Below are 12,552 nucleotides of genomic sequence, written 5' to 3'. Positions count from 1 at the left end.
GCCTCCAGGGCGTACGCGACGAGGCGGTACAGCGGATCGGCCGTCGCCCGCCGGGCCAGGTCGCCTCCGGCGCGGTCGGCGCGGTCGGCGGTGACGGCGGCGGGCCCGGGCTCGCCCCCGCCCGTAGCGCCGGATCCCGCGGTGCGCGAACCGGTGGCGCCGGCCCATGATTTCACCCGGCCTGCGGCGGGTTCCGCGCCCGTCACGGCGCGTCCTTGCGGGCCAGCATCCGGTAGGCGTTCCCGCCGTCCGTGCGCCGGGCCGCCGCCGTGCGCATCGTGTCGAGCACCGCCGCGGCGGCGAAGCACGGCACGGAGGCCACCCGTACGGCGTGGGCGAGCAGCCGGGCGCGCGGTGTGGGCCCCGGGCCCCACGGCCGGTCCGGATCAGGGGCCAGCCGCGTCGCCGCCAGGGCGACCGCGCCGAAGAGGTCGTTGCCCTGGTGGGCCGCTCCGTGCTCCTCGGCGACCACGGTGAACCCCCGGTCCGCCAGCGCCTCGCGCAGACTGGCGGCGGGCATCAGGTGCTGGTGCTGGGGCTGGAACCAGGGCAGCCAGAACGGCCCGAGGAGCCGGGACATCCGTGACTCCGGGTCGGGCAGCTCGATGGCCAGGAACCCGCCGGGGGCGAGGACGGTGACCGCCGCGTCCAGCTCGGCGAACGGATCCCGGGTGTGCTCCAGGTAGTGGTACATGCTGACCACCTCGTACCGACCCGCCAGCTTCGAGGCGAACTCCGGGAACTGCCCCAGGTATGCCGTCTCCACCCAGCCGCGCCGCTCGGCCTCGCGCACCCCGTCGCCCATGTCGAGCCCGTCGAACCGGGTCCGCGGCCAGACGTCCCGCGCCGCGTTGCAGAAGTGGCCGTGCCCGGTGCCGACATCGAGCCAGGACACCGGGTCGGCGTGCGGGAGGAGCATCTCCGCACGCCCCCGGTAGGCGGCGCCCAGCCTCCCGAAGACCATGCCCGCGCCCTCGCCGCCGCGCCCGTCGTAGAAGTCCCGGTAGTAGAAGTCCAGCCCCTCCGGGGTCAGCCGGGGATTCTGGAAGACGTGCCGGCACTCCCCGCACCGCTCCAGCGTGAACCGGCCCGGCTTGCCCTGGAGCAGGTCGGGCACCCGGACCCGGACGGCGAGCCGCCCGCAACCGCACCACGGGCAATCCGTGCGGCGCGGTTCGAGGAACCGGCCGGTGCCCGCGGCCAGGTCCTCCTGGTACGCGGCGGCCCGCACGGCCTCCGGCACACCGTCCGACGGGATGTCCCGGCCCGCGGCCGCGGCCGTACGCAGGCCCGCACCGAGGGAGCGCACCGGCCGGGCCGCGGTGGCCCGGCCCAGACCGGCCGGACGCAACGCGGAGCGCCGACCGCCGAGGACGAGGTACGGCTGGAGCCAGTACAGCCCGGCCGCGGCCGCGCCCCACAGGCCCTGGCGCACGGCGACGCCCGCCAGCAGCGCCAGTCCGCCGAGCTGCGCGGCGGCCAGCGCCCCCGGCGGCAGACCCTGGGCCCGCAACTCGGCGGCCCGCGCCGGCCCCCCGGGATCCCCGGCCCCGCCACAGCTGAGGCCGGGGGCGATGGCCAGCCCCGTGGCATCGGCGGCGTACTCCTTCAAACGTCGGGTCAGCGCTAGGAGTTCCGCCGGATCCGGGCGCGGCCCGCCCGCATCCACCCCGGCCCGGTCCAGCACCTCCTCGGTGACGAGCACGGCGAACCCGGCCCCGCGGCCCTCGCCGAGCCGGTCCTGTCGGTACCTGCCCGGGTCCACCAGGCGCAGCAGCCCCAGCGCCCGCTCGGCGGCCAGGTCCCCGGGCAGCAGGTCCAGCACCCGCAGGCCCTCCCCTTCGGCGTACGCGCAGGCCGCGAGGAAGGTGGCCGCATCCGGCTCGACCCCCCGGGCGGTGAGCAGCCGCCACCCGGCGGCCCGCGGCACCCCGGCCGCCGCGGGCGGGGTCGGCGGCAGCACCGGGAGGGCCCGCAGCCGGCGCCTGGCGCGTACAGTGCCCGCGCCGAGGGCGGCCAGGAGCAGGACGGAGGTCCAGGGGACCCTGGGGAGCGGGGGTGGTGTCATAGCAGCTTCTCCAACCGGTCGGCCGCGGCGGCGGCCCCGCCCGCGGCGGCGAATGAGGCCTGGATCCGCCGGGCGGCCCGGCGGGGGCCGGGGTCGTCCAGCACGGCGGTGAGCGCGTCGCGCAGTTCCTCGGCCCGGGTCCGGCCGAACCGCACCCGGACGCCGGCTCCGGCCAGGGCCACCTGCCGGGCCACGATCGGCTGGTCGTCCCGGATCGGGGCGACGACCAACGGCAGCCCGTGCGCGAGGGCCTCGCAGACGGTGTTGTGGCCCGCGTGACAGACCACCGCGTCCAGGTGCGGCAGCAGCTCCAGCTGCGGGACGCTCTCCTGCAGCAGCACGTGGTCCGGTGTGGCCCCGATCAGGGCGGAGGGCGCTGCCAGGACGAACTGGACCTGCTCGGCCAGCCGTTCGGCGGCCCCCAGCACCGCGCCGTAGAACCGGGCCCCGGCCGCCTGGTTGAGGGTGCCCAGGGACACCAGCACCCGTCGCCGCGCCGGGTCCAGCCGCTGCCAGGGGAATCCGGGCGCCGCCGGACGGGCCCCGAAGGCCGGTCCCACGAAGGCGTAGTGGGGCGGGAAGCCATGTCCTGCGCCCACGAGTTCAGGAGTGGAGAAGACCAGCACCAGCCGCTCCGAGAAGCGTGGGTCCCAGCCCCTCCCGCTCCCCGGACCCCGCCCCGCGCCGAACTCCGCGAGCAGGCCTGAGATTTGCCCGGCCACCCACTCCCCGACCTTCGGGAAGTCCGCGAAGGGCCGGGTCAGCTCGGCCGAGGTACTGGCCGACGTCACCCACGGGACACCGAGCCGCCGGGCCACCAGCGGCCCGGCCAGGGCCTGCTGGTCGGCGACCAGCACATCCGGCCCGAAGGTGCGGACGGCCCGGGCGACCCCCGGCACCATCGCCCGGGCCAGCGGCACCAGCGCCTCCTCCCACAGGAACCGCAGCGCGCCGACCCCGCGCAGATCGCGCCAGCTCTCGTGCAGTGCCGCGTACCCGCCTGCGCCCAGTTCCTCCCCCGCGGGCAGGATCCGGGCCTGCGCGGGCAGCAGCCGGGCCAGCGCCGATGGCGGTCCCGTCCAGGCGATCTCGTGCCCCCGGGCGACCAGTTCGGCGCCGACGGCCACGGTCGGATTGACGTGCCCCGCCAACGGCGGCACGGTGAAGAGCACCCTCACGGGACCAGCGCTCCCACCCGCGGCCACGCCGCCGTCGCCGCACCGGCCGTCGCGTCGAGATGGGCGAGCACGGTCTCCCGCAGGACCCCGCTGCTCTCCTTCAGGACGTCGTGCCCCAGATCCGGCAGGATCCGCAGCACACCCTGTGGGGCGTGGTGCGCCAGCTCCCGCCCGCCCGGCAGCAGTTCGGAATGCTCGCCGCAGACGACCAGGACCGGGCAGCGCAGTCCGGCGAAGTCCGCCGGCGTGAAGACGCGGCTCGCCGCGATGTCGTCGATGAGCGTGGTGCGGTTGAGAAGGGCGTCGGCGATGGCCGTCAGGTTGGCGGCCTTGCGCAGCCGCAGGGTGAGCAGCTCGGTCGGAACCGTGCTGTCCTCCAGGCTCAGAGCGGCGGCCGACAGGGTGTCCACCATGTTCTCCACCCAGGCGCCGCCGAGCGGCGGTTCGAGGAGGGTGAGCCCGGTGACCAGGTCGGGCCGGGCCAGGGCGGCATGCAGGGCGAGCGTCCCGCCGTAGCTGTTGCCGACCAGGTGCACCGGTCGCTGCCCGAGGTCCAGCGTGCCGAGCAGGGCGAAGAGGTCCCGCACGGCGCTGCGGTTGTCGTAGCCGGACCCCGGACGCTCGGTGCGGCCGTGGCCGCGCAGGTCGTAGAGGACGGCCTCGTGGCCGGACCGGGCCACCGGCATGGCCAGCGGGCAGTAGAAGGAGGACAGGTTGTCGACGACCAGCCCGTGCAGGAACACCACGACGGGCCGGTCGGGGGCAGCGGCGCCGGCGGTGGCCGGGAGCCGCTGGACGTGGAAGCGCAGGGAGCCCGCGGTGACGAAGGCCACGGCCGGCTCAGCCGGCCGACGCGGGGGAGGACCCCGCCGCGGCCCGGGCCAGGGAGGTGTGGGTGATCCGGCCGATGTGGGTGACGAGGTCGCCGACGGACATGGCCAGGATGGCGTCCATGTCCTTCTCGGCCAGGAAGCCCATCAGATCCACGTCGGCGCCGTAGCGGTGGTGGAGCAGCTCGGCGAGGGCGACGAACTCGATGCTCTCCAGGGCGAGATCTTCGTTGAAGGTCGTCTTCGAGGTGACCTCCTCCGCGAGCAGGTACTCGTCGCCGACGATCTCCACGAGCATGCCGGTGATCTCGGCGAGGATGTCAGTTGCCATGACGGACCTCCGTGAGGGGAAGGGGGACGGGTACGGGGGAGGGCGCCGCGAGGTGGTCGGTCCAGGCGACGACGTGTTCGGGCACGGTGCCGGTGAGCGGTGCGGTGAGCGGTGCGGTGAGCGGTGTGGTGAGCGGTGTGGTGCGGATCGGGTACGGGTCCCCCTCGGGGGAGGTCACGAGCAGCGCGCCGGAATCCGGGTCGCCGGCCACCCGCCAGTCCCGCGGCCGGCCTCCCAGCCCGCGCCCGGCGGCCTTGGCCGCGGCCTCCTTGGCGCACCACAGGGCGGTGAGCGCGGCGGGCAGGTCGGTGCCCCCACGGGCGGCCAGCTCTTCGGCGAGGCGGAGTTCGGCCGGCCGCAGGGCGATCCGGATCAGCGTGTCCGGGTCCGCCGTCACCTGCTCCACATCGATGCCGACCGCGCGGGCCGGGTCGGCGAGGGCGACCGCGATCCGGTCCTTGTGGGCGATCGACAGCCGGTAGCCGGCGGTCAGCGGGGACTCGGCCAGCGGACGGCCCGCCGGGTCGTTGCCGATCGGCACCTCCGCGGGGAACACCGGCCCGGCCCCGCCGTCCCACAGCAGCTGACGCAGCGCGTCCTTGGCCGCGATCCGGCCCAGCAGCCACGGCGCCCGGGCGCGCGGTGACAGCCCCTCGTAGGCCGCCCGCTCGGCGGCGCCGAGGTAGCGGCGCATCACCAGCTCCTGCGAGGCGGGATCGTTCCAGCGGCGCCGGGCCAGGCACCAGCCCTCGGGCCGGGGCTCGCCGATCCCGCACACCTCCGGGGTGAACTTCATCGGCCAGACCCGCTCGTCGGCCCCGAACCGGCGGTACGTCCACCCCTCGATCCGGGCCCACACCCCGCCGCTCGCCCCGCGCAGTTCGATGTCTCCGCGCACGGTGACGTCGTGCACCGCGCGGATCCGGGCCGTGGCCGTCACCAGCTCCCGCGCGGCGGGCGGTGGCCCGTAGAACCGGATGCGGTCCACGGTGGCCGGGAACACCAGCCGGTCGACCGGCAGCCGCAACTGCATCCAGTGCCCGAAGAGCTGCCCCGCGGCGTCGAGCAGCGCGCCCGGGTCGGGCAGCGCGCGCAGGACCCCGTGGATGCCGTCCGAGCCGACGGACCGCACCTCGTGGACCCCGGCGAAGCGGGGGCCGTGGAACATCCACCGGTCCCGGTACAGGGCCGCGGCGCTGACCGGGGCGGGTCCGGGCTCGCGCAGGGGCGTTCCGTCGGGTGCGGGCGGCTCCCCGTAGCGCTCGCCGAGCAGCACGACCACCGAGGCGTACGCGCCGAGGGTGACCCGCGCCCGGCCGGGCCCGTCACCGCGGACGGTGACCTCGACGTCGACGGCCGGCTCGACCGAGAGCCACCGCAGGGCCCGTACGTCCTCGTAGCCGATGACGGCGAGGCCGGGCGGGGCGTGCTGCCGGGCGGCTTCGGCGGCCAGCTCCAGCATGGTGGTCATGGGCACGACGGGGAACCGGTCGGAGTCCTCCGGCCAGCCGTCGGGCTGGAGGTACACGCAGTGGTCCCGTACGTAGGGGAGTGCGGCGAGGGACAGCCGCAGGGTGTGACGTCCCGGGGCCGGAGCCGGAGCCGGAGCCGGGGCAGGGGCCGGAGCCGGAGCCGGGGCAGGGGCCGGGGCAGCGGCCGTCGCGGGTTCCGGGACTCCCGTCGACCAGGCCTCGGTGACGGCCCGGGCGGCCGAGCCGGCGTCGGCCAGCACCGCGTCGAGGGCGGACAGCAGCACCGGCCGGTCGCCCGCGGGTCCGGCCGGGGCCGGTACCGGGGCGGTCGGTGCCGACGCCAGGACGCCGACGAGTGCGGCCCGCGCCGGCTCGCCGAGACGGACCAGCGGGGAACCCAGGTCCAGCGGCATCGCGCGCCCGGGGGAGCGGACCGGGGCCGGTACCGGCGGTACGGGCGGTACGGGCGTCACGTCGGCCAGCCGGTCCCACCGGGGCGCGTACCCCTCGGTCCAGAGCGCGGCGCAGGTGCGGCGCAGCGCCGCCAGCCCCGGCAGGCGTGCGGAGGAGGCGGAGACCGACAGGTGCGGGCGCTCGCGCAGGGTGTCCTCGACGAAGCCCGGCAGGCTGCCCGGGCCCAGGGTGACGAAGCCGCGCACGCCCTCGTCGTCGTACAGCCGCAGTGTCAGCTCACGGAAGCGGACCGGCTCCAGCAGATGCCGTACGACCAGGTCCCGTACGTCCCGGGGTGCGGACGGGAACGGCGCGCACGTGGTGGCCGACCACACCGGGAGCTCCGCGGGCCGCAGCGGCAGCCGGCCGAAGGCGGCCCGGACCTGCCCGAGATACGGCTCCCACATCGGGGTGTGGAAGCCCGAACGGAACGGCAGCTCCTGGCCGAGGACCCCGTCAGCGCGCAACCGCGCGACGACGGCGGCCACTTGTGCCGGCTCGCCGCAGATCACCGACTGATGCGGGCAGTTGTCGTGGCTGACGACCACCCGGTCCAGGTCGTGGAGCGCGGCCCGCGCCCGCGCCGCGCCGCAGCCCAGCGCCGCGTACACGAGATCGGGGACCCGGAGATCACCCGGCTGCAGTGAGCCGAGGAAGGTGTCGGCCGCCTCCTGCGGGTACATGCCGGCAGCCACCATCGCCGCCCACTCGCCCAGGCTGTGACCCGCCAGCACATGGGCCCCGATGCCAAGTTCGGGCAGGACGCGGGCGAAGAAACGGCCGGTCGCGATCGCGTCGAGGGCCCGCTCCACGAGGGACGCGCCGCGGGTCAGCCGGGGCGCCGCCAGCCCGAGCCGCTCCGCCACATCGTCCACCACGGGGGCGAACTCCGGCTCCAGGCCCGGGAACAGGAACGCAAACCGGCCGCCCAGCGGCTCCGGGGTGAACCACACCTCCCCGCGCCCCCGCCACGGCCGGCCGCGCGCCACCACCTTGGCGGCCAGCGCGAGCCGCTGGGGTGTGGGCCCGACCACCGCGACCCGGCAGGGCCCGTCACCGCCGGACACCGGGGCGGCGGACGCCAGCCGGGCCGACAGCTGCGTCGGGGTGTCCGCACCGATCAGGAGTACGTCGCCCCCTGCGGCCGGACCGACCGGCGCGGCCGTGGCTCCCAGCGGCAGGAAACGACGCACCGGGGCCGCCCGGCCGGGGCCGGAGCCGGGGGAGGGTGCGGAGACGGGGGAGGGGCTGGGGGCGGGGGAGGGAGCGGGGACGGAACCGTGGGCCGGGCGCGGGGCCCTCGGAGCCTCCTCCAGCACCACATGGGCGTTGATCCCACCGAAGCCGAACGCGTTGACCCCGGCCCGGCGCGGCTGTGGACCGCGCTCCCACGGCTCGGCAGCGCCCACCGGCCGCATCCGGGTCCGGGCCAGGTCCGGGTGCGGCTCCTCGATGTGCAGCGTCGGCGGCAGCACCCCCTCGTACACGGCCAGCGCCGCCTTGATCAGCCCGGCCATGCCCGAGGCCTGCATGGTGTGCCCGAGCATCGACTTCACCGAGCCGAAGCCGACCCCGCGTCCGCTCCCCGGCCCGGGCGGGCCGAAGACCCGCGCCAGGGTGTCCAGTTCAGCAGCGTCACCGACCGGGGTGCCCGTGCCGTGCGCCTCCAGCAGCCCCAGCGCGCCCGGCGCCCGAGGATCCAGTCCGGCCTCCCGCCAGGCCCGCTCCAGAGCCTGCACCTGGCCCGCCACCAGCGGACTCATCAGGCTCGCCGCACGGCCGTCCCCGGCGACGCCCGTCCCGCGGATCACCGCGTAGACGCGGTCGCCGTCGCGCTCGGCGTCCGCCAGCCGCTTCAGCAGCACCACCCCGGTGCCCTCGGACAGCAGGGTTCCGTCGGCCCGGCGGTCGAAGGGCCGGATCCGTTCGCTCGGGCTGAGCGCCCGCAGCTGCGTGAACACGCTCCACAGCGTCGCGATGTGGCAGTGGTGGACCGCCCCGGCGACCACCGCGTCGCAGCGGCCGGCGGCCAGCAGTCCCACCGCCTGGTCCACCGCCAGCAGGGAGGAGGCGCAGGCCGCGTCCAGGGTGTAGGCGGGACCGCGGAAGTCCAGCCGGTTCGCGGTCCGGGCGGCGGTGAAGCTCGGCACCAGCCCGATCGACGCCTCCGGCCGCTCCGGCCCCAGCGCGTCCTGGAACGCGGAGCGCACCTCCGCGATCCGCCGCTCCCCCAGCTCCGGCGCCAGGTCCCGCAGGGTCTGCGCCAGCTGGTGTGCCGTGCGCACCCGCTGGTCGAGACGCGCGGTGGCCACCCCCATGAACCCGCCGCGCCCCAGCACCACCCCGATGCGCGACCGGTCGGCGGGCAGCCGGGCCTCGCCGCCCGCGTCGGCGACCGCCTCGGCCGTCGCGTGCAGGGCCAGCATCTGGTCCGGCTCGGCCCCCTCCACGGCGGCCGGCATGATCCCGAACCGGGTCGGGTCGAAGGCGGCGAGACCGTCGACGAAGCCGCCGCGCCGGCAGTAGAACCGGTCGCCCGCCACCGGCCCGGCGGCGCCCTGCGGGTCGTAGTACACCTCGGGGTCCCAACGCCCCGGCGGGACCTCGCCGATGCAGTCCGTACCGGCGAGCAGATTGCGCCGGTACGCGGCCAGGTCGGCGGCCCCCGGGAACACCGCGCCCATGCCGACGATCGCGGCATCGGTCGGGCGGGGGCCGCGCCGCTCCGCGTCACGCATCGCCCCGGCCCTCCTCCGCCATCAGGACCACCTGCACGTCGCTCCCGTACGCCAGTTCGTCGAGGAACGCGGCCGTACCCGCGTCCGGCGCGATGAGCGGGATCCCGCGCCGGACGTACGCACGTTCCAGCTCGGGGGTGACCATCCCGCCCGCCTCCGCCGCCCAGGGACCCCAGTCGACGGACAGCACCCGGCCCGGGAAGGACTCCGCCCAGGTGTGCGCGAGGCCGTCGAGCGCGTCGTTGGCCGCGGCGTAGTCGCACTGGCCGCGGTTGCCGTACACCCCGGCGACGCTGCCGAACAGGGCGAGGAACCGGGGTGCGGGCCAGTCCCCGTGCTCGGCCGCCGCGGCGGCCAGGTGGCGGGCCCCGGTCACCTTCGTGGTGAACACCGCGGCGAAATCGGCCGGTCGCTTGTCGCGCAGCAGCCCGTCCCGCAGCACGCCGGCGCCGTGCACGATGCCGTCGAGCCGGCCGTGGCGTTCCCGTACGCCGGCCACGACGGCCCGGACGGCCCGCTCGTCGGTGACGTCAGCGCAGTGGTAGCGGACGGAGGCCGCCGCGGTGCCGAGGGCGCCGAGGGTGGCCCGCACCTCGCGCGCGGCGAGGATCCGCGAGGCGGCGGCCTCGATCTCCGCGGGCGTACGCAGCCCCGCCGCGATCAGCGCGGCACGCAGCGCGACCCGGTCCTGGGCCTGCCCGAACTCGTCGGCCCCGGGTGGTGGTTCGGGGGTGCGGCCGACCAGTTCCACGTGGCATCCGGTGGAGCGGGCCAGCGCGAGCGCGGTGCGGGCGGTGATCCCGCGGGCCCCGCCGGTGAGGAGGACCACCGAACCGCGGTCCAGGGGCGGGGCGCCCTGGAAGCCCTCGGGGGCACGGGCGGCCGGCAGGGGGGCCGGTACGGGGAGGCGGGCGACGCGGGTTCCCTCGGCGGTGTAACCGACGGAGGTGGGACTGCTGGAACTTCCGCTTCCGATTTCGCTGCGGGTGTCGGTGCTGCTCAGTTCCGCCACGAGCTGCGCCGCGATGCGTTCCGGGTCCTCCTTGGGGTGGATGTCCACGGCCCGGACCAGCGTGCCGGGGAATTCGAGGGCCGCGCTGCGGGCGAAGCCGTGCAGGCCCGCGCCGGCGGTGCCGGGCGCGGTGACGAGCAGCATCCGCGGGGTCCCGGTCGTCAGCGCCTCCCGTAGGCCCGGGAAGGCTCCCGGCAGCACGGGGTCCGCGGTGGTCCGCAGTGCCGAGAGGTCGACGAGGCCGTCGTAACCCGGCTCTGCCGAAGGCAGGATCGTCGGCTCGGCGCCCAGGTTCTCCAGGGCGGTCGAGAGGGTTCGAGCGATCCCCTGACCGTCCTCCACCAGGCCGACGCGCAGGCCGCGCAGGGTCTCGGGGGCGGTGGCGGCCATGGGCGCGGGGAGCGGATCGACCCGGAGCCGACTCAACCGGGGTGGAATCGGCTGCCGACCGGGTGCGGGTGCCGGTGCCGGTGCGGGTGCCGGCGCGGGTGCCGGTGTGGGTCCGGGCGCGGCGGGTGCGCGGGAGGTGATCCAGTCGACGATGCCGCGCAGGGTCTTGATCCGGGACAGCTCCTCGACCGCGGACTCGGTGGAGCCGCCGCCCGGGTCCTGGGGGAGTCCGATGCGGTCGGCGAGGGCGCCGATGATCTCGACCCGCTTGATGGAGTCGATGGAGAGGTCCGCCTCCAGGTCGAGCTCGGGGTCGAGCATGTCCCGGGGGTATCCGGTGCGGGTGTGGACGATCTCCAGGACGAGGTCCATGACCTCCTCGGCGGTGCGGGGTCCCGGCCGAGCGGGGGCGGGACCGGTAGGGGCGGCTCCGCCGAGGCCGGGCGCGCGCCGGGGCGTCTCCTCGGGCGCCGGACGCGGCGAAGGGTCGGACGGCGCGGCGGCAGTGCGTTCGGCGCCCTGCGGGGATCGCCCCGGCACGCTCCCGGCCCCGTCGGAACCTTGGCGCGCTCCGGCGCCCAGGTAGCCGAGCAGGACGTCCCGCTGGGACTCGACCAGGGCGCGGGTGCCGCGGAGGTATTCCAGGACCGCCTCCTCCCGTCGGTCCGCCGCCGGCGTCGGCTCGGCTGCGGGAGGCGTCACCCCGGTCGCCACCCGGCGGGCCGGGCGCAGCCCGCCCGGGACCGGAGCGCCGTCCGCGGTGCGGACCAGGTGGCCGTCCACCAGCCAGCCCGGCCGGCGCGGGGCGTGCTCCGGGAGGCGGGAGGCGCGGCCGCGGAACAGGGCCTGCGGTGCCACCGGAACCCCCGCCGCCATCAGTTCGGCCAGCGCGGTCACCAGCCGGACCAGGCCGTGCTCGCCCGGTACGTCCAGCGGGACCACCGTGTGCGGCCGCCCGTGCAGGATCCGGCCGACCAGGCCGGAGAGGACCCGGCCGGGCCCCGTCTCCACGAACGTCCGGACACCGGCCGCGTACATGGCCTCCACCTGCTCCACGAACCGGACCGGCTCCGCGACCTGGCGCGCGGCAAGGCTGCGTACCTCATCGGCCGTCGTCGGGTACCGGTCCGCTGTCGTGTTCGACCAGACCGGGGTGTGGGGTGTCGACATCGGCGTCCTCGCCAGTTCCGCCGAGACGGCCTGCGCTGCCCCGGCGACCACCTGGCTGTGGAAGGCGCAGGCCACGGGCAGGGGTTCCGCCGCGAGGCCCGCCTCGCGAAGGGCCGTCACCGCCGCGGAAACGGCCGGCGTCGGGCCCGAGATCACGCACTGCCGGGGCGCGTTGTGGTTCGCCACCACGCACCCGGCGCGGGCCGCGATCTCCCGTACCTCCCGCGGCGCGGCCGACACCGCCGCCATCGACCCCGGATCCGCGCCGGCGGCCGCCAGGATCGCCTCGGCGCGGCGCGCACTGAGCCGCAGCAGGCTCTGCGTGTCATAGGCCCCGGCCGCCCACAGTGCGGTGAGCTCCCCGTACGAATGCCCGGCCACGCAGTCCGCCCGTACGCCGAGCTCGCCGAGCAGCAGGTGTGCCGCCGCCCCCGCGAGGCCGAGGGCCGGCTGTGCCACGCGGGTGTCGGTGACCGCCGCCCGCTGCGCCGCCCGGCCCTCGGCGGTGAACGCGGCCGGTGGGAACATGGCCGACACCACCGGCGTCGGGGCCTCGTCCAGGAGTCGCCGCAAGGCGGGGAAGGTCATGAAGAAGTCGGCCAGCATGCGCGGGCGTTGGCTGCCCTGGCCGGGGAAGAGGAACGCCACCTTGCCCGGCTCGACGGTCTCCTCCCGTACGTGCACCCCCGCGCCCGGGGTGAAGGTGCGGGCCCGCTCCAGGCGCCCCGCCAGTTGGTCCAGGTCGGCGGCCACGACCGTGACGTGGACCGGGCCGGCTCCGGCGGCGGTCTCCGCCGCCAGGTCGCGCAGCGCCCACGGACGTCCGGCCGCGTCGTTCTCCTCCAGCCGCGCGGCCAGCCGGGCCATCGCCCGGCCCGCCGCCCGCCGGTCCCCGCCGCGGAAGCAGAAC

7 protein-coding genes are annotated in these 12,552 nt (G+C 76.6%); all 7 read right to left on the bottom strand.

Annotated elements, in window-relative coordinates:
* Positions 1–206: hypothetical protein (locus tag ACWGIU_RS14345; protein WP_453705650.1), on the bottom strand; the 206-nt coding region annotated here is incomplete at its 3' end.
* A complete protein-coding gene (locus tag ACWGIU_RS14340; RefSeq protein ID WP_453705648.1) occupies positions 203–2,068 on the bottom strand; it encodes a methyltransferase domain-containing protein in 1,866 nt (621 codons plus the stop codon). The genes ACWGIU_RS14340 and ACWGIU_RS14345, both read right to left, overlap by 4 nt.
* A complete protein-coding gene (locus ACWGIU_RS14335) occupies positions 2,065–3,240 on the bottom strand; it encodes a glycosyltransferase (protein ID WP_453705652.1) in 1,176 nt (391 codons plus the stop codon). The genes ACWGIU_RS14340 and ACWGIU_RS14335 overlap by 4 nt, the downstream gene beginning before the upstream one ends.
* Before the next feature lie 2 nt (positions 3,241–3,242).
* The gene (locus ACWGIU_RS14330) at positions 3,243–4,079 is read right to left on the bottom strand and encodes an alpha/beta fold hydrolase (RefSeq protein ID WP_453705646.1); all 837 of its coding nucleotides are present in this window, start codon (positions 4,077–4,079) and stop codon (positions 3,243–3,245) included.
* A 7-nt stretch (positions 4,080–4,086) separates the two neighbouring features.
* Positions 4,087–4,407, bottom strand: a complete 321-nt coding sequence (locus ACWGIU_RS14325; RefSeq protein WP_453705644.1) for an acyl carrier protein — start codon at positions 4,405–4,407, stop codon at positions 4,087–4,089.
* The gene (locus tag ACWGIU_RS14320) at positions 4,397–9,070 is read right to left on the bottom strand and encodes a beta-ketoacyl synthase N-terminal-like domain-containing protein (RefSeq protein WP_453705642.1); all 4,674 of its coding nucleotides are present in this window, start codon (positions 9,068–9,070) and stop codon (positions 4,397–4,399) included. The genes ACWGIU_RS14325 and ACWGIU_RS14320 overlap by 11 nt, the downstream gene beginning before the upstream one ends.
* Positions 9,063–12,552, bottom strand: a 3,490-nt coding sequence (locus ACWGIU_RS14315) for an SDR family NAD(P)-dependent oxidoreductase (protein WP_453705640.1), incomplete at its 5' end; no start/stop codon positions are given. The genes ACWGIU_RS14320 and ACWGIU_RS14315, both read right to left, overlap by 8 nt.

This window comes from Streptomyces sp. NPDC054840, assembly GCF_053611065.1.
The sequence above is the reverse complement of the archived record's forward strand: the minus strand, read 5'-3'. Positions and strand labels throughout refer to the sequence as shown.